The organism is Pseudoalteromonas sp. SG41-2 (assembly GCF_014164535.1).
GTDB classification, from domain to species: Bacteria; Pseudomonadota; Gammaproteobacteria; order Enterobacterales; family Alteromonadaceae; genus Pseudoalteromonas; species Pseudoalteromonas rhizosphaerae.
The window spans coordinates 116,520-135,953 of the sequence record NZ_JACJFK010000003.1 but is presented as its reverse complement, the minus strand read 5'-3'; the positions used below and the strand labels follow the sequence as shown (position 1 = coordinate 135,953).

General features: G+C 39.6%; 15 protein-coding genes. 10 read left to right on the top strand and 5 right to left on the bottom strand.

The annotated features are described in order from the left end of the window. The 6 genes from H5186_RS03400 (at nucleotide 1) to H5186_RS03375 (ending at nucleotide 7,876) form a co-directional block, all read left to right on the top strand. Nucleotides 1–1,155, top strand: coding sequence for a murein hydrolase activator EnvC (locus tag H5186_RS03400; protein WP_182794129.1), 1,155 nt, complete (start codon nucleotides 1–3; stop codon nucleotides 1,153–1,155). Nucleotides 1,156–1,190: 35 nt separating this feature from the next. Then, the gene (locus H5186_RS03395; RefSeq protein WP_182717198.1) at nucleotides 1,191–2,450 is read left to right on the top strand and encodes a S41 family peptidase; all 1,260 of its coding nucleotides are present in this window, start codon (nucleotides 1,191–1,193) and stop codon (nucleotides 2,448–2,450) included. A gap of 42 nt (nucleotides 2,451–2,492) precedes the next feature. Then, nucleotides 2,493–3,257 (top strand): divergent polysaccharide deacetylase family protein, encoded by a 765-nt coding sequence (locus tag H5186_RS03390; protein ID WP_182767260.1) that lies wholly within the window; start codon nucleotides 2,493–2,495, stop codon nucleotides 3,255–3,257. Nucleotides 3,258–3,653: 396 nt separating this feature from the next. Beyond that, nucleotides 3,654–4,505, top strand: a complete 852-nt coding sequence (locus tag H5186_RS03385) for a hypothetical protein (protein WP_182794128.1) — start codon at nucleotides 3,654–3,656, stop codon at nucleotides 4,503–4,505. Between the two features lie 284 nt (nucleotides 4,506–4,789). Further along, a complete protein-coding gene (locus tag H5186_RS03380; protein WP_182794127.1) occupies nucleotides 4,790–5,638 on the top strand; it encodes a hypothetical protein in 849 nt (282 codons plus the stop codon). Between the two features lie 6 nt (nucleotides 5,639–5,644). After that, on the top strand, nucleotides 5,645–7,876 hold the full coding sequence (locus tag H5186_RS03375) for a UvrD-helicase domain-containing protein (protein WP_182794126.1): 2,232 nt from the start codon (nucleotides 5,645–5,647) through the stop codon (nucleotides 7,874–7,876). A gap of 485 nt (nucleotides 7,877–8,361) precedes the next feature. On the opposite strand, the gene H5186_RS03370 is transcribed toward H5186_RS03375, so the two are convergent. The 5 genes from H5186_RS03370 to ftsY all read right to left on the bottom strand — a co-directional run bounded on the left by H5186_RS03370 (nucleotide 8,362) and on the right by ftsY (nucleotide 15,829). Beyond that, nucleotides 8,362–10,233, bottom strand: a complete 1,872-nt coding sequence (locus H5186_RS03370; RefSeq protein ID WP_182739747.1) for a methyl-accepting chemotaxis protein — start codon at nucleotides 10,231–10,233, stop codon at nucleotides 8,362–8,364. Between the two features lie 720 nt (nucleotides 10,234–10,953). Beyond that, the gene (gene rpoH, locus H5186_RS03365) at nucleotides 10,954–11,817 is read right to left on the bottom strand and encodes an RNA polymerase sigma factor RpoH (protein ID WP_145234811.1); all 864 of its coding nucleotides are present in this window, start codon (nucleotides 11,815–11,817) and stop codon (nucleotides 10,954–10,956) included. A 223-nt stretch (nucleotides 11,818–12,040) separates the two neighbouring features. Next, a complete protein-coding gene (ftsX, locus tag H5186_RS03360) occupies nucleotides 12,041–13,027 on the bottom strand; it encodes a permease-like cell division protein FtsX (protein WP_182717203.1) in 987 nt (328 codons plus the stop codon). Further along, the gene (ftsE, locus tag H5186_RS03355; RefSeq protein WP_064665448.1) at nucleotides 13,024–13,701 is read right to left on the bottom strand and encodes a cell division ATP-binding protein FtsE; all 678 of its coding nucleotides are present in this window, start codon (nucleotides 13,699–13,701) and stop codon (nucleotides 13,024–13,026) included. Before ftsE ends, ftsX begins: the two co-directional genes overlap by 4 nt. Before the next feature lie 52 nt (nucleotides 13,702–13,753). Then, nucleotides 13,754–15,829: a signal recognition particle-docking protein FtsY gene (ftsY, locus tag H5186_RS03350; RefSeq protein WP_182794125.1), complete on the bottom strand. Its 2,076-nt coding sequence runs from the start codon at nucleotides 15,827–15,829 to the stop codon at nucleotides 13,754–13,756. Between the two features lie 213 nt (nucleotides 15,830–16,042). On the opposite strand from ftsY, the gene rsmD reads away from it, so the two are divergent. The 4 genes from rsmD to dnaG all read left to right on the top strand — a co-directional run bounded on the left by rsmD (nucleotide 16,043) and on the right by dnaG (nucleotide 19,412). Continuing rightward, on the top strand, nucleotides 16,043–16,642 hold the full coding sequence (gene rsmD, locus H5186_RS03345) for a 16S rRNA (guanine(966)-N(2))-methyltransferase RsmD (protein WP_145234805.1): 600 nt from the start codon (nucleotides 16,043–16,045) through the stop codon (nucleotides 16,640–16,642). Nucleotides 16,643–16,805: 163 nt separating this feature from the next. Beyond that, nucleotides 16,806–17,021, top strand: coding sequence for a 30S ribosomal protein S21 (gene rpsU / locus H5186_RS03340; RefSeq protein WP_002957797.1), 216 nt, complete (start codon nucleotides 16,806–16,808; stop codon nucleotides 17,019–17,021). Nucleotides 17,022–17,041: 20 nt separating this feature from the next. Continuing rightward, a complete protein-coding gene (locus H5186_RS03335) occupies nucleotides 17,042–17,488 on the top strand; it encodes a GatB/YqeY domain-containing protein (protein WP_145234803.1) in 447 nt (148 codons plus the stop codon). Between the two features lie 169 nt (nucleotides 17,489–17,657). Next, the gene (gene dnaG, locus H5186_RS03330; protein ID WP_182739861.1) at nucleotides 17,658–19,412 is read left to right on the top strand and encodes a DNA primase; all 1,755 of its coding nucleotides are present in this window, start codon (nucleotides 17,658–17,660) and stop codon (nucleotides 19,410–19,412) included. Nucleotides 19,413–19,434: the final 22 nt, after the last annotated feature.

Here is a 19,434-nt window from a genome sequence, read left to right as displayed (position 1 = left end):
ATGAACAAAAGTATTAACCCATTAATTTTTAGTACGCTCGTTGTTACTGCGTTAATACTCACTTCATTAGTGACGGCCCCTGCCGTCGCTAATGAAGATCGTACTAAAAAAGATCTCAGCGAAATCCAAACAGCATTAAAGCAAAGCCAAGCTGAACTTGCCGCCCAGCGTAAAGACATCGAAAAATCGCAAAAGAACCTGCAACAGCACGAACTCGAGATCGCAAAAAATGCCAAGGCACTGAATATTGCCGAGCAATCAATTCGCGATACTGAAAAACAACAACAGCAGCAACAGCAGCAAGCTGAAGCACTTGAGGAAAAACGCCTAGAGCAGCAACATGCACTCGCCGCACAAATTAAAAGTGCCTATATGTCTGGCGGACATGACTACTCTAAAATGCTATTAAATCAAGAAAATACTGCACAGGTTGAACGCACCTTAAGTTATTATAATTACCTCAACAAAGCGCGTATTGAGCAAATTGATGAGTTAAAAGCACTCCTGATTGAAATAGCGGATGTACAAACCGAACTTGAAAAAACCAAGCAACACTTAGTTGTGCTCCATAAAGAGCAAGCCAATCGTCATCAAGCACTCATTGCAGCGCAACAACAACGAAAAGCCAACATCAGTGAATTAAAAACCAAGCTTAGCTCAACCAAAAACTCAATTGATTACTTAAAAGATAATGAAAAAACCCTAGTAGCTACCTTGCAAGAACTTGAAAAAGAAAAAACTAAAAAGGTTGAGTTGCTGGGCCTATCAGCCAATAAAGGTAAATTAAACTGGCCAACAAAAGGTAAAATTGAGCACAGCTTCGGCCAACATAAGCACGGTGGTATTGACTGGAAAGGCGTATTAATTGGCGCTAATGAAGGCAATAATGTGCATAGCGTCCACAACGGTCAAGTCGTGTTTGCTGATTGGTTAAAAGGCTACGGCTGGGTTATTGTTATTGACCACGGTGAAGGCTTTATGAGTTTATACGGCCATACTCAAACCTTACTAAAAGACGTAGGTGATATAGTACGCCAAGGCGATATTATCGCTTTAGTTGGTCAAAGCGGCGGACAAGCAAATTCTGGTCTATACTTTGAAATACGCCACAAAGGACGCGCAGTAAATCCTGTAACATGGTGCAGACGCATTTAATTGATTAAACAGCTGCACCCCACTGGGAGCAGCTGATGCTAAATACACAATTACAAATACAGCGGTTACAATACCCTGTTTTTAATCGCATTCTAATAAGCTATTTATTACTCGTTAGCGTTTTTTTGTGCCTGAGTTTTAATTGCTTTGCAGTGACCTCGGTGGGCGATTTAAAAAGCCAACAAAAAAACGAAATCCTCTTTAATATCCATGCCTATTATGTTGAAGACTTAGCTTTACAACAAAGCTTTGAAAGCAGCCAACAATTTGAAGCCCTGCTTGCACAGCTAGACCCATACTCTAAGTACCTTGATGAACACGAGTTAGAAGCGCTATTTAGCAGCACTAACGGCCGCTATACAGGCCTTGGGATTGAAGTAAAACAGCAACAACAAAAAATTATTATTGTAAATACGATCAAAGATTCTCCCGCAGCCATTGCCGGAGTACAAATGAATGATGTGCTACTTGCCGTTAATCAGCAAACGGTCGCACATAAAGACATCAATCAAGTTGCACAAATGATTAAAGCGAGTGACACAGCAACGGTTACCTTAACGATTGAACGAGGTAATTCACCACAAGCCATTTATTTTACTCTGACTAGATCAGAAATTAACTTAGAGAGTGTCACCAGTTCATTATCAGAGTTTGGTATTGGTTATTTGGCAATAAATAGTTTTACCAATCACACCTTGCATGATGTTGCGCGGCAAATAACAGCACTGCAAAGCCATTACGGTAATCCACTTACAGGCTTAGTGCTCGATTTACGCGACAATCCAGGCGGCACATTACAAAGTGCTGTAGCGGTATCGGATCTGTTTTTACAAAGTGGCACCATAGTCACCACCAAAGGTCGCTTTTATGATGCAAACCAGCACTTTCGCGCCAAAAAAGGTGATATTTTAAATGGTGCGCCAATCGTCGTACTTATTAATGAAAACTCGGCCTCAGCAGCAGAGATTTTAGCCGCTGCACTTAAAGACAATCACCGTGCCACACTAATTGGCAGCCAATCATTTGGCAAAGGATCGGTGCAATCTTTGATCCCATTAGGCAATGGTAATACAGCACTAAAACTAACCACTGCAAAATACTTTACCCCCTCAGGACAATCAATTGATGGCATTGGCGTAACCCCTGATGTGGCGATTAATCAATCAACCCTTTCGCAAATTGATAAAGTAGTTATAATAAAAAACGAACAAGGAAATGACGATCAGCTATGGTCACGCACAGACTCAGCTGATCCACTGTTATTAAAAGCACAGCAGCTATTAACTATGAAATAAAGCTTTTAGCTCACTATAAAAAAGATAATAAAAATTATAAACGTGAAAAAATTAACTTGGTTGTTCTGGCTTTTTTTTAGCTTGCCTACGCTTGCCGCAAATAAGCAAATAGCGATTGTAATTGATGATATTGGCAACCATCAACGCGACCTCGAAATCCTAAATTTACCAGGTAAAATATCGTTCTCGATTTTGCCTCATACCCCGTATTCGCAAATTTTTGCGCGCTTAGCCAGTAAATCAAATAAAGAATTACTGCTACATATTCCCATGCAAGCACTCGACAGCAGCAAAGCACTAGGCCCCGGCGCACTTACCAGCGATATGAGCAAAGAACAATTACAAATCACCCTCGGCAATGCGCTTGCAACCTTACCTCAGGTGAAAGGTGTAAATAATCATATGGGCTCAGCACTTACTCAAGAAAGCCTGCCCATGAAATGGACTATGGAGGTGCTGAAAAAGCGCAACCTGTACTTTTTAGATAGCCGCACCACAGGCTTAAGCCAAGCGCAAAATGTTGCCAACTTATATGGCGTTGAAAATGTCGGCCGCCATGTGTTTTTAGATAATATTCCCAATGAGAAACAGTTACAATTTCGCCTCAACGAACTAAAGTATAAAGCCGAACGTTATAACTTCGCCATCGCGATTGCCCACCCTTACCCTGAAACCATTGAATTTTTACAGCGCATGCTACCCGAACTTGAACAACAAGGTTTTGAACTCGTGCCGCTATCGCAGCTGGTAGAGCGAAAATATATACAACTCGCACAAGCTGAGCATAAAGGGGTTAGTGCGAGGTAGGCTCTAAAGTTACAAGGGAAAAGGTTCTAGGTACTAGGTTCTAGGAAAACAGAATAGTCCGTCGTAAAATTAACCACGTAGGTTGTGGTTGAGAGCAACGAAACCCAACGATGGAAGAATCAAATTGGGTTACGGCTTCGAGCGATAACCGGACGCTGATAAAGTTAAATTTATTCCTACCTCTTTGAGTACGAGCCTAATTTTGTCCATAGCATTATTAAACGCCGTTTTGGGGCAAAAATAACATGCTTAATTCCTAGCTGTTTTAATTACTTGTTTACAAAAGTAATTATTGGTGAAATTATCAGGGTATGTAATATACGCCGTTTTTGTGTGTTATAAACCATCAAAATGGTGTTCAATAAACTGTTATGCTGCAAGGAGCTATTTTCAACAATGACGGATAGTGTAAAAATTATATTAAGAGATAAATTAAGAAAGGTGCTACTACCTGACTTTACTAATAAACTAACATGGTTGTTTGGTTTTGCTGGTATTGCTTTGATTGGTGGCCCTGCAGCTTTAAAATTTGTTGGGAAAATATCCACTGACTATTTTGGCTTTCCAATCGACTTAAATTTTGAGAGTGAAGATAACACTATTTATGGTATCGTTTTGTGTGGATTTGCTTTGATCCAAAACATTACTTACCAAATATACAACATTATTGTTGAATCAAATAAAAGTAATTCTGAAATTGATCATGTTACAAAAGAAAAAGAAATACTCGAAAAAGAAAATAAATACTTAGAAACGGTTAGTGCCGTTAATGTTATAGCTCAAATAAATGCAATGAAAGAGCTGCACGAAATAGAAGTAAATGACTTAAAAATCCAATTACAAAAAATTAATACTACTGGCAGCAATGATCAGGTGTTACATTTTGAACGAGAAATTCAGAATAAAGAACAAGAAATCTCAAACTTACTCTCTACTATCAAAATGATGTCTGATCAAACTTCAGTTTCAGTCGGAAATAAATTTGTTATAGGTGTATCGCCATTTGAATACCAAGGAAAACAGTTTATTTTTGGTGTTATAAATAACATTCATATGCACTTCCCTCTTGAACATATTCTATCCGCCTTAGATGGGGTAAGTTCTAATCCTAATGCCCCTCTGTCAAAATACCCTGAAAAAGACAAGTTTGTTTTAACCCTCAATAATGAAGGTTCGTTCAAAATGACTATTTCAGAAGGTGAGCTGAATGATTTAATATCAAAAATACGAGGTGTAAAAACAGCATAAAAAGCTTGGTAAAATTCTAAATCGCACGACGAACATTTAACAAGAAACTATGGTACCAATGTTCGTTTATTGGGCCTGATGTTTCATATTTTTATAATTAAATTAATTTCTCACCAGTGGCTCTTAAGATAATTTCTTTTAGTGCATTACCTAATTAAATTATGTTTATAATAGCTTGCTTAACCGCTTTAGTTATTTGAAAACTATAAAGATTGTATTAACCGTAAATTACTTATGAGTAACGTAGCCATATATTTACTTAGTTTGCATGAATGGAATGAAATGTGTCATATTTTTTAAAAGAGATAAATGATGATTACAAAGGAATACTTCAAGGTGATGTATTTAAAGTCGGCTCTAGTTGTGGTGATATTTTTGGGCCGCTAGAAGACTTTGCTGTTGTTATAACTGCGGACTGTGACATTGTAAACAAGAAGATGGGCGACTACTTCACAATCCTTCCTATGATTAGCACTGAGAGCTACCTCAAAGAAATCTGGCTAAAGAAAATTATATCCGATGAAAAGAAGTCTTATATACACAAGATAGTCGAGCATATGAATAAAGCCCCAAACTTCAAGGCACTTGAATGTAATGATATGAGCGTATGTGAGCTTGAAGATTGGATGAGTAGCGAGACAATAGAGTTAATACTGGCACAATTAAATATCGAGATTTCAACAGGTAAAAATGGAATAAAGGATACTATAGATAAATACAATGAGACTTTGAAGGTAAATTGTATTAGAACGTTTGTCCTTTACCGCAAGTACCTAGGAAAACCGAATAGTAAAATTGACAAAGAGATTAAAGAAGCAATTCAAAAAAACATGAGAGCTGAATTTCAGTTTATCCCCGACTTAGGTTTAAGCTCCGAAACTGGGATGATATTAAAATTGAGAGACATTAGAGCAATTCATAAAAATAGAGTTTTTATAGATGGTATGGAGTTAAAAACAGCTCAAATAGATCCGAATACTTGTATTGAAAGAGTCGGCCGCTTTTCAGATTATCTCAGATATAGTATTACTCAGAATTTTGCTAGTTTGTTTTCACGAATTGGAATGCCGAAAACATTTGAAGATGATATGGATGCTTCCTTGAGTTTAATCACTGAATCTATAGTGGAATAAAAATATATGATTAAAACGCTAATAATTGATGAAGAGACAGTGAACGTCTTATCATACGCTTCAATAAAACCATTATGGTTTACGGATTATCAGATTCCACTCTCACTCGAACAAAGAATTAAGCGAGTTCAGATTAGTGATAAACTGTTCCTAATATCAGAAAAAACGACTTCAGAAAGCAAATTACTTGTCATTAAAGTTAATAGTAATGGGATATTTTCGGAACTTGATAATAAAGATAAAAGTATCGCATTTGATCGAGTAATCACTATAGCGCTCAGCCAATTTGGTGAATCAATTTCACCCGGCAAAGGTTGGGGACGCTATGTTTCAGGGAAGAAGCTATCAATTTATGCAACAAAACGCACCCAAAAAAATAAAAATCGATTGTATTTTGATACCTCACCCATAGATACTAACCACATTTTTGCCTACGCATTAGATAGTAATAATAATGGCTTTGAGAACATTGAAGTCGATGAAAGCTTATTTTTAGATTCAGTCACATTAATTGACGAAGCAATAAATTCTAGCTGGCAAAATACAGTCGAAGCTGATGATAAAACACAGTATGGAATAGAGCTTACTGAGGATTTGTATCGCTCTTTTGGTGAGTGCTTGAATTTTGAACAGTGGTATGAAAATAAGCTTACTAACGAACAAAGAAGCTTTGTTGATAAAAGCTATGACGAGCCTGTCCGGCTGAAAGGCGCTGCTGGTACAGGAAAGACTCTAGCTTTAGCTGTAAAGATTCTTAAAGATGCATACAGGTTTGAAACTGAGAAGAAACAGAAACGCTTACTATTTGTTACTCATAGTTTCGTTACTGCGCAGTTAGTCGAAGATATGCTTAACTCAATGGATTCCGAAATGAATTGGAAATTTTTGGAACACGTGAAAATTAAGATAGTTTCTTTGTATGACTTGGCTCAGGAGCTACTTAACTACAATTTAAAAAAGTTTACTCCAATATCTAAAGATGGTAAAGAAGGCAGGAAATTGCAGTTTGAAATACTTGAGGAAGTATTAACTAAAAAACTTTTGGAAGCTAAATTTAAAGTCGGAGTGTTAGGTAAATGTGGGGATAATTTTAAGTCAGCTATGGAAAGTAAAGAAAGCAGGAAACCCTTATTACTTGAAATTCTTAATGAATTCGCATGTGTATTAGATGCTGAAAATATAGTTATGGGATCAGACAATGGTGATAAATATCTGACATCATCTCGTGAAAATTGGCAAATGCACTTGCCAACTGAGCATGAAAGACGAGCAGTACTAGAGCTTCATATGGGCTTCAGAAAGTATTTGAAAGATTTAAATGTTCTGAGTATGGATCAAATGATTGCTGATTTGAATCGATACTTAATGTCACATGAATGGAACCATATATGTGAAGATGAAGGCTATGATGGAGTATTTGTTGATGAACTTCATTGTTTTACTAGACCTGAAAGAATGGTTTTCCATGAGTTATTTCGATTGAATAAATCATTTGAAACTAAAAAATTACCACTTTTTATGGCATATGATATTAAACAAAGTGTTGATGATAATTTTATTTGTACTGTCAAAAAAGGCTCTGGTAGTGCACTAATAAACTCCACTAATGTTGGTAAAACTAATTTAGTAGAGTTGACTCAGGTATTTAGGTATACACCAGAAATCGCAAAGTTTTTAAGCGATCTTGATGGTTCTTTTCCTGCTCTTGATCTTGCTAGTGAATGGAGTGAGTTAACTTTAAAGACTAATACACCAAGTGGTGCAATACCAAAGCTATCATTATACAGTGATCCAGTTGATCTTATTGATAACGTTTTCAAGCTTGCCAGTAGACAAGCAAGAAGCCTTTCAGGAAAGAAAACAGTCGCTATTCTTTGTTCCAATTTTGATTTGTTTGAAGAATATCTTATTGCCGGTCGTATCAAGAAGTACTATGAGCCGATCAGTTCAAGAGATGATGTTACAAAATTAGGCCGATTAAAAGGAAAGTGCATCTTTTCTATGCCAGAGTATGTCGCAGGTTTACAATTTGATATGGTTTACCTCATAAATTTAGATAAAGTTGAAGTTGATGAAGACAATCCAAGTTGTGGCGCTTACAGGCGGTTTGTTTCAAGAGTTTATTTAGGGGCAAGTAGAGCAAAAGAAGAGCTGCATATTTCTGCATGCGAGTCTAGGCAAGGTTATTCACCAATATTACAGCCAGCCCTATCTAGTAATAGCCTTTTGATGAGTTAAAAATGACTTTACTAAATGAAATGCTAGGTGAAAACCAATAATCAACTTAATTACATGTACGTAACTTGAAACTTACTTTTTCAAATGATTAAAAAGGCCGTTGCAGCAATGCAATGGCTTTTTTGTGGGTTATGATTTATTTTTAGAGCCGGAAGGGCCAAATTTTGGCTTCAAACATTATAACTCCTGACCGTCTGCAATTGGCACATTCAAGACAGTCGATAAGTCAAAACTTTGTAGTTTATAGGTTTGGATATTTTTAGTTGGGTTTCGCTGCGCTCAAACCAACCTACGTTGATAACTCTAAAGCGCGGCGCCTCTAACCTCTTTGTGAATAATAAACTTAAAGTTCTTTTTCTATAATGTTTTGCAAGAGGACAAAGAAAATAGCGGTGGCAGCGTTTGTCACTTATGGCTTAAAACTTATCACTTAGAACTAAAAAAGCTAGCGGGGCTGTATCCGCCCTACTAGCTATATCAACAAGCTACAGGATAAAAGTGGCGACTTTTTCATTTAAGTCAGTGGCGCGGTCTTTCAGTACCTTTGCTTGGCTTAAATGCGTTGTTGCTGATGCCGTGATTTCATCAGTGACATCTTTAATTGCGACCGTATTTCGGGTTATCTCATTTGTTACTTGAGTTTGCTCTTCTGCTGCGACTGCAATTTGCCCCGCCATGTCGGAGATCTCATTCACTGCTTGAGTAATTTCTTCTAAAGCTTGTGCTGCGGCATTGACATCGTGAACACTGTTATTAGCTAAACTTTTACTGCTATCCATCAAGCTAACCGCTTTTTTAGTGGTATTTTGCAACGTTTCAATCGTGGTATAAATCTCTGCAGTAGAGTTTTGAGTACGATGTGATAACACGCGAACTTCGTCTGCGACAACAGCAAAACCACGGCCTTGCTCGCCGGCACGCGCCGCTTCAATCGCAGCATTTAATGCCAGTAAATTAGTTTGCTCTGCAATCTCCTGAATCGTCGTTAAAATACTTGAGATTGCTTGTGCATGCAGGCTCAGCTCACTGATCACAACTGTGGTTTCATCAATTTCTGATGCCAATGAGTTAATCGTGGTTCTGGTTTTATCAACTAAGCTTTTCCCCTGAATACTGCTTTGCGCCGATTGCTGGGATGCAGCAGCGGTATTTTCAGCGTTAGCTGCAATTTCATGAGTAGCACTGGACATCTCTGTAACTGCGGTAGCAACCATTGTAACTTCTTGCTGTTGGCGCTGTAGTTCATTAACGCTTGATTGATTGGTTAACAGACTTTTCTCTGCATCTGAGTCTAGATCAGTCGCTAGTTGACGAATATGACTGATCAGCTGATGTTGACTACTTACAAAACTATTAAAGCTATCAGCTAACATGCCGACTTCGTCTTGGCTGTCGACTGTAATACGCTGAGTTAAATCACCATTGCCTGCAGCAATACGAGATAACGCTTGCGACACGCGACTTAGTGGCCCTAGTAACAAACTTAACAACCAAGAAATAGATAATACACTAATGATCAGTGCTAACGTTGCCAGTCCTAACTGGGTGACCATCAAGCTAACTAATGGTGCCTCTAACGTTTGTTTGTCGAGTACAAAAACTAGCTGCCAATCTGTATTGGGGATTTTTTCACTCCAAATTAGCTTATCCCGAGCTTCAGTTTCAAAATAAACAGGCGTAAGTTGGCCTGTTTGGCTACTTGATTCTATTAGTCGGCTGCTTAATTTAGTCTCAATATTGGTGATTTTACCCATCAATTTACTTGAGTCTTTATAGGCGATCACAGTACCGTCTTCATGCATCATGATGGCATAACCGTTTGCCGGTAGAGACATATTGCTAACGCTATCGACAATACTCGCAATTGACACATCACCGCCAACCACACCATTACGCGCTGGATGAGCTATGGTAACGACCAATAGATTAAAGGCAACATCCAAATAAGGCTTGGTAATTATGCTGCTACGAGCTTGCTGTGACTGCTGATACCAAGGACGTGTTCTAGGATCATAACCTGAGCGGTCAATGCTGGGATCAGAGTCCACCATCAGCCCGTCGCGGTTACCAAAATAGGTTAATTGAAAATCGCCAGATACCTGTGCTTGCTGCAATGCATTAAGCGTATCACCTTCAACTTTAGTGGCGACAGAAGCGATCACTCGCTGACGATCGGTTAACCATGCTTCGATACGCGCGGCTTGCTGTTTACCTGCTTGCCTCACACTATCAACACTGTTTTGCAGTAACAACGCTTTTTGCGTGGAGTAGCTATACCATGACAATAATACAACAACAATTACGAGGGCGAGAACAACCGATAATAATATTTTTTTCTTTAGTGAATATGAATTCATATTGAGTGCTAATACTGACTTTAATTAAATTGAAATACGGATATAAATACAGCTTGGGGTTAGCTTAATTTAGAGTATGAATTGAGAGACAATTCTCAATCTTGTTCTATTTTCGCATACAAGATTTGAATAATAAATTAAAATCAGTGATTTAAGTGAATATAAAAAGAATCATTATTAATTCAATGTAAAACTTAAATTAATAACCTAACGAGTGTAAATAAATAGCACGGTATAAATACTGCAGGTATATTTTTATTTAAAATAATTGTAACGCCTAGGGTCTGTTGACCTTTGCGGATTAATATTTGTTCAAACTAGGGGCAATTTAATCGCGGCGCGAGGTTTGTAACCTAGTGGGCTAAGTAAAAATCGAGTAACAAAGAGTTAATTGCCCCTAGGCAGAACCCTTCGGGCAGCGCCTGTTTGGCATTGATGCTGCGTTATAGCCTATTTATGGGGAATAACCACACCACATAGACTCTGCCTTGCCTAAATACCAAACAGACTGCTGCAAATTCAACCTTGAAAGATCAACAGACCCTAGTCATTATATTAAATTAAGCAAAAGTAATAGCCGTGACGACGGAGCAGTCGCCCTGTATGAAATCCATATTATTTTTGCTACTTATGACTTATCGCTTAAAACTTATAGCTTCCCTAAACGCAAAAAGCCCCGCATTTTCATGCAGGGCTTTTAATAATTTTGTAAAACTGTGATTAACTCATTGCAGCTTGTAACTTTTTCATCGCTGTTTTTTCAAGTTGACGAACACGCTCTGCAGATACGCTGTATTTTTCAGCCAGTTCTTGCAGTGTTGCTTTATCGTCTGATAACCAACGAGCACTAACAATGTCTTGTGAACGTTCATCTAGGGTTTTTAACGCACTAAATAAACGTGTATGAGATTGCTCTTGATATTGTTGCTGTTCAACTTCTTCAGCTAAATCATTACTGCCATCAGTTAAGTATTGCACAGGCGAATAGGTACTAGTTGGTGCGTCATCGCTGTCGTCACCGGTTAAATCAAAGCCCATGTCTTGGCCGCTCATGCGCGATTCCATTTCACGAACTTCTTTTTCACTCACACCTAGCTCACTCGCTACGGTAGCAACTTCAGCTTGGTTAAACCAACCTAAACGTTTTTTGTTTTTACGAAGATTAAAAAACAATTTGCGTTGCGCTTTAGTGGTCGCAACTTTAACAATGCGCCAGTTTTTAAGTACAAATTCGTGTATTTCGGCTTTGATCCAATGCACTGCAAATGAAACCAAACGTACGCCCACTGATGGGTCAAAACGTTTTACTGCTTTCATCAGGCCGATATTGCCTTCTTGAATCAAATCAGCTTGCGGTAGACCGTAACCTGAGTAACCTTTAGCTATATGTGCAACAAAACGAAGGTGAGACATGATGAGTTGCTTTGCAGCGTTAAGATCGCCATCTTCCTGTAAGCGAGTCGCTAACTCTTTTTCTTGCTCAGCACCTAGCATAGGTATAGTGCTTACCGCTTGAAGGTAGCCGTCCATACTTGCGCTTTGCTGTCCAACTGTGAGTGCCATTGCGTATAAATCTTTACTCATTTTTCACCTCAGTGATAAACATTTGAAACCATCTTAGCACTCTTTCACTTAGAGTGCTAACTTCAATGTAAAACTTTTTTTCGATTGAAGCAAGTGGTTTTTTAGTGTTTTTTATTCTACTTTAAACGCCTGAATAAGCGATGAATTCTAGCTTTGCGGTCAGTTGGTTATGATAAAGCAATTCACCACAACCAACTTAATCAATGATTATAAACAATAATTGTTACACTTTATCGGGTTCGATTTCTTTTATATATCGATTAACAGATAAGTAAGAGCCAACAAACCCTAAGCTGGTTGCAAGTAGCACTAACGCGCCAAATTCGCCTAAGCTTAAGCCGATTAAATTAAAGTTAGTTTGATACACTCCAGCGACTTGGGTGACTGCAGATCCAAGCCACCACATCATGAGGGCCACACATATAAAAGCAAACAAACCACCAACAATGCCATACCAAATGCCGGTCCATAAAAATGGCGCATGAATAAAGGTATTGGTTGCACCGACTAGCTTCATCACTTGGATCTCTTCTTTCTTATCCATAATTGATAAGCGAATAGTGTTGCCTATGATCAAAGTTACCGAAGTCAGTAATAACAACGCGATGGTGATCACGCTTTCTTTTAACAGGCTTAATAATGCATTTAAGCGCTCAAGCCAGGCAATATCTAATTTACCAAAATCAACTTCACGCTCTGCTTCAAGCTTTTTTAATAATGCTTGCGCGGCGTTTGGTTGACGATGGCGAGAAGTCGGCGTGACGATAACAACATCTGGCAGAGGATTGCTATCTAAATATTCAAGTGCTTGGCCAAACCCTGATACTTCTTTAAATTCAATGAGCGCATTTTGTTTAGAAATAAAAGTGACATTATCAATTTCTGGGTAGAGTGCTAAGCGTTTAACAAGCGTTTTTGTTTCTTGTTCACTCATGGATTCTTTTACAAATAATGAAATCTCTGCAGCTTCTTCAAAGCCACTGCTGACCTGCTGCACATTTTTAACCACTAAATACAAGGTCGCTGGTAAGGTTAAACTTAAACCCAACACCGCAATGGTCATCATTGACGCCATCGGTGTGCGCCACATTTCCCCTAGGCTATATACACCTTGGCGAAATATATTCAGCACAAAAAAATAGCCGGCTGCAAAAACTGATTTTTTTACTCGTTCATTTTGGCTTTTTCGGCCTTTGAATAACAAACTCATAGTGTTGCCTCTGCCAATGGATCTTGACTCATGCGACCATCTTTTAAGGTTAAGCTACGGTATTTCATTCGCGAGATCAGCCCTAAATCATGAGTGGCAATTAAGACTGTAGTGCCATGATTATTAAATTCTTCAAACAAACGCAAGATATCCATGGAAAGCTCAGGATCTAGGTTACCGGTTGGTTCATCTGCAAGTAATAATGGCGGAGAGTTTACAATTGCCCGGGCAATCCCAACTCGCTGTTGTTCACCACCAGAGAGTGTTGAAGGGTGGCATTTTACTTTATCTAGCAAGCCAACTTTATCAAGTGCGCCATGCACACGCTTTTCAATTTGCTTATGATGCGTACCTTCGATAATTAGCGGCAAGGCAACATTATCAAAAATAGTGTGGCGCTCTAATAAACGGTGGTTTTGAAATATGATACCAATATCACGGCGGACATAAGGAATTTGCCGCGATTTTACTGCATTTAAATCAACGCCATTAATAAAAACATGACCCGCCGACGGGCGTTCCATTAAACTAATGAGTTTAAGTAAGGTACTTTTACCGGCACCACTGTGACCTGTTAAAAAAGCCAATTCACCCGGTTTAACATGGAAATTAACTTTTTCCAGTGCTCGGTGACCACCGGGATATGTTTTGCTGACTTGCTGAAAATTTATCATTTTAGTTATCAATCATCCACAGCTGAAAAGGGAGCAAGCTCCCCTTTGAAATTTAAACTTCGTCCTCATCTTGGCTAAATAGCGCATCAATGAAGTCATTACTATTAAATTCACGTAAATCATCAATGCCTTCACCAACACCAATATAGCGGATCGGAATATTAAATTTATCGGCGACGGCAAAAATAACCCCACCTTTGGCTGTACCATCTAACTTAGACAATGTAATACCGGTAAGGCCAACACACTGATTAAATAAGTTCACTTGGCTAATTGCATTTTGCCCTGTGCCTGCATCGATGGTTAGCATCACTTCATGCGGTGCATCGGGATCAATTTTCTTCATCACCCGGGCTATTTTTTCAAGCTCTTGCATCAAGTTGTCTTTATTTTGCAAGCGACCAGCTGTATCTGCAATTAACACATCAACGTTACGCGCTTTGGCAGCTTGAAATGCATCAAATATCACTGAGGCACTATCAGCACCGGTGTGCTGTGCGATTACTGGGATTTTATTACGCTCGCCCCATACTTGTAATTGCTCAACCGCAGCTGCACGGAAAGTATCACCTGCAGCTAACATGACTGATTTACCTTGATCCTGAAATTGCTTAGCAAGTTTACCAATGGTCGTTGTTTTACCAACTCCATTAACACCCACCATTAAAATAACAAATGGTTTTTTATCAGCAGGAATTTCTAATGGCTGTTCTGCCGTTTTAAGCATCGCCGCCATTTCTTGCTTCATTAGCTCATATAATGCATCACCATCCTTTAACTGTTTGCGGTTAGCCGCATCAGTCAAACGATCGATCAGCTTCATGGTGGTATCAACACCTAAGTCGGCTGTTAATAGCTGAGTTTCAAGATCTTCAAATAATTCATCATCAATTTTCTTACCAGTGAAAATCGATGCAAAGCCAGAACCTAAGTTTACTTTGGTTTTTAATAAGCCTTTTTTAAGACGAGCAAAGAACCCTTCTTTTTTAGGTTTTTCAGCTGTTTTTGCTTCCTCGATGGCAAGCTCGGCCGTTAATCGCTCTTGCTCTAAACGCTCAGCTTCCGCCTCTTCGGCAGCAATACGTTGTTGCTCTACACGTTCAGCTTCAGCTTGCTCGGCAGCAATACGCTCTTGCTCTACACGTTCAGCTTCGGCCTGCTCGGCAGCAATACGTTGTTGCTCTACACGCTCAGCTTCGGCTTGCTCTGCTGCGATACGCTCTTGCTCTACACGTTCAGCTTCGGCTTGCTCTGCTGCGATACGCACTTGTTCTACACGTTCAGCTTCAGCTTGCTCGGCAGCAATACGCTCTTGCTCTACACGTTCAACTTCGGCTTGCTCTGCGGCAATAAGCTCTTGCTCTAAACGCTCAGCTTCGGCTTGCTCGGCAGCAATACGCTCTTGCTCTACACGTTCAGCTTCGGCTTGCTCCGCGGCAATACGCTCTTGCTCTAAACGCTCAGCTTCCGCTTGCTCAGTAACAATACGCTCTTGCTCTAAACGCTCAGCTTCGGCTTGCTCTGCTGCGATACGTTCTTGCTCTAAAAGCATTGCTTCTTCTTGCTGCACTAAACGAGCGGCTTCATCGCGGCGTTGTTGTTCTGCTTGTTCTGTTGCTGCTAATTCAGCATCTGTGATGGCTTGGCGTTCAGCATCACGTGCCTCAGCTTGCTCTACAGCAATACGCTGTTGTTCTAAGCGCTCTGCCTCAGCTTGCTCTGCAACAATGCGCTGTTGTTCTAAGCGCTCTGCTTCAGCTTGCTCTGCAACAATGCGCTGTTGTTCTAAGCGCTCAGCTTCCGCTTGCTCTGCAACAATGCGCTGTTGTTCTAAGCGCTCAGCTTCAGCTTGCTCTGCAACAATGCGCTGTTGTTCTAAGCGCTCAGCTTCCGCTTGCTCTGCAGCAATGCGCTGTTGCTCTGCGCGCTCAGCTTCCGCCTCTTCTGCAGCAATTCGTTGTTGCTCTAAACGCTCAGCTTCAGCTTGCTCTGCGGCAATACGCTGTTGTTCTAAGCGCTCAACTTCCGCTTGTTGGTTATCGGCCTCTTGGGCGGTCTGCTCTACTTGTTGGTTTTTATCTGACTTACCAAAACCAAACCAAGACAGGAATTTATTTTTTTTTGCCATACTTGCTAATAACCACTTATAAAAATCTGATAAACTAACGGTAATACTTTGTGTATTCGCTGCATTGCTTTAAAAGCACAGCCGCTAATAACCACAACATATTGTCTAAGATGCTCATAGTAACACTTTTAGCGCAGTTGAAAAATGACACGCTACTATATGATTGCAATATTATCTGAGCTGGATTCTAGATACCATTTTTTAGTGAGCTAAATGAGAAATAAATCACCACAAAAACAAGTGAGTAATAAAGCCAGCGATGGCGTTATTAGGATCATCAGCGGGCAATTTCGTGGCCGTAAATTACCAGTAAAAGATGTGCAAGGTCTTCGTCCAACCACAGATCGTATCAAAGAAACGGTATTTAACTGGTTAATGCAAGATACTCGCGATACTAAAGTACTCGATTGTTTTGCAGGTTCCGGTGGATTAGGTTTTGAAGCACTCTCTCGTTTTGCTCTCAGTGCACGCTTTTTAGAGATGGATAAACTCGCCGCCAACCAATTACAAACTAATATTGACACGTTAAAGCTCACTAACGCTGAAGTAATTTGCACCGACAGTTTGCTTTATTTAAGTAACAATACTCAGCAACAACAGTTTAACTTAGTGTTTATTGATCCACCTTTTCGCCAAGGTTTAGCCCAAAAATGCTGTGACTTACTTACTGAAAATGACTGGCTAAGTAAAAATGCCCTCATTTATGTTGAAGTAGAAAGTGAGATGAGTGCGTTGCAAACGCCTAGCAATTGGCTGTTATTAAAAGAAAAAGCGGCGGGACAAGTATTTTGCCGCCTCTATGAACTACAGTAAAATTAGTAACATAGAAATATTTTTTGTTTCCACTTGGAGCAGACAATATTTATCCTTTACATGTGGTGCGGCTTCGGATTACAATACTGCACCATTTTTGAACCACTTGATCATTGTTTGATCAACTTGAGCAACGCTCATTATTTAGGTAGGTGAATTTTTAATGCCAGTAATTAAAGTAAGAGAGAACGAACCGTTTGACGTAGCACTTCGTCGCTTCAAGCGTTCATGTGAAAAAGCAGGTATCCTTTCAGAAGTTCGTCGTCGCGAGCACTATGAAAAGCCAACAGCTGAGCGTAAGCGTAAAAAAGCTGCAGCGGTTAAGCGTCACATGAAGAAGCTTTCTCGCGATAACGCACGTCGCGTTAAATTATATTGATCAGTATTGGTCTTGTATAAATGAGCCTTTTAATAAAGCTAAAAGATGCGCAAAAAGATGCGATGCGAGCGAAAGACAAATCTCGTCTTAACCCAATTCGTATGGTGCTTGCTGCAATCAAGCAGCGTGAAATTGACGAGCAAATAACACTTGATGATGACGGTATTACCGCAGTATTAGTGAAGCTTGTTAAACAACGCCGTGATTCTTACACTCAGTATACTGATGCTGGCCGTGAAGATTTAGCCGAAATTGAAGCCAATGAGATTACAGCTCTTGAAGAATTCTTACCTCAACAATTGAGTGAAGAAGAAATCATAGCTCTTATTGATGCGGCTATTGCTGATACTAACGCAGCAGGTATGCAAGATATGGGTAAAGTAATGGGTATAATCAAAAGCAAAGCTGAAGGTCGCGCCGATTTAGGTAAGATCTCTGGTTTAATTAAGCAACGATTAACTGCCTAATACTCCCACATACAGATGTATGATTTAAGCAAACCGAGCCATGTGCTCGGTTTCTTCGTTTTTCGCTTTAATAAAAATAGCATTTGTGTTCAAATCTAAATTGTAGAACTAAATTATCTGATATTTCGTTCACCTTATTTTCTATTTATCTCAGGACTACACTTTACTAATGGCTGGAAAGATCCCACGTAATTTTATAGATGATTTACTTGCCAGAACCGATATTGTTGAGCTAATTGACTCCAAAGTTGGCTTAAAAAAAGCGGGCAAAGATTACCAAGCCTGTTGCCCTTTTCATAACGAAAAATCCCCATCATTTACCGTATCTCAAGACAAACAGTTTTATCATTGCTTTGGTTGTGGTGCGAACGGCAACGCTATTTCATTTGTTATGGAATACGACAAGCTTGACTTTGTTGATGCCATTGAAGAACTTGCAAGCATCCTAAATCTTGATGTACCTCGAGAGCAAGGCACCAGTAATGGCCCAGAGCGTACCGCAGAACAAAAACGCTCAGATTACGATTTAATGCTCCATAGTGCGCGTTTTTATCAACACCAGTTAAAACATCATGCTAATTCAGCAACCGTAATAGACTATGTAAAAGGCCGAGGCCTAAGTGGCGAAACCGTTAAAAAGTTTATGATTGGTTATGCCCCCAGTGAATGGGAAGGCCTTTGCCAACAACTTGGCCGCAATAAAGCACAAAAAGAGCAATTAGTTGAGCTAAAGCTGGCCTCAGAGAAAACCCCAGGCCGCCAATTTGACTTCTTTCGTGATCGCTTAATGTTCCCTATTCGCGATAAACGTGGTCGTGTTATTGCTTTTGGTGGCCGTGTGATGCAAGCGGATCAAGGACCTAAATATTTAAACTCGCCAGAAACCCGTATCTTCCATAAAGGCTTTGAACTATATGGATTATATGAAGCAAAACAAGCGCATAAAAAGCTCGACCATGTACTCATAGTTGAAGGCTATATGGATGTTGTGGCACTGAGCGAGCAAGGTATTGAATATGCGGTAGCTGCGCTTGGTACTGCCACCACCACTGAACACATGCATACATTGTTTAGAGCCACTGACCGGGTAATTTGTTGTTATGATGGTGACCGCGCTGGCCGAGATGCCGCTTGGCGTGCACTCGAAAATGCCCTGCCCTATTTAAATGATGGCAAAGCGCTACTGTTTGTATTTTTACCAGACGGTGAAGATCCCGATTCATTAGTACAAAAAGAAGGCAAAGAAGCGTTTGAACTACGTTTATCTCAAGCCGATGATTTTACTAAAGTGCTATTTAATAAACTCAGCCAAGAGATTGATTTAACTACCGATGCAGGTAAAGCTAAGCTTCTTAGTGCTGTGCTTCCGTTGGTTGAGAAAATCCCTAGTCAGTTTTATCAAGAAAACTTATTAGAGCACTTAGGTCGATTAATAGGCCGCACTAAAGAGCAGTTAAACAATCGCTTAAAAACACCTAAACAGCAGCATGCGATTGAGCGAAAATTTAAAATTACGCCAATGCGTCGCGCAATTGGGTTACTAATTCAGCACCCTAAATTAGCCAATACAGTGCCTTATTTAGCTGATTTAGCACAAATGAATATTGCCGGTATCGCCTTGCTTATTAGGTTGCAACATTGCGCTTTACAAAAAAGTGACATTACTACAGCGCAATTAATTGAATCATTTCGAGAAACACCCGAGTACGAGGCGCTCATTAAGCTCGCTACTTGGCGTCATGAGATCAATGACGACCGTTTAGAGGACGAATTTAAAAATACTTTCAGATTTATTGAAGATCAGTGTTTAAATTATCGACTCGAGACCTTATTAATAAAAGACAAGACCCAAGGACTTACGAGTGAAGAAAGACTAGAATGTTTAGCCCTTACTCAAGCGTTAAAAGGGTCGAAAAGACACTAACAGCTAGTCAAAAATGAATTAT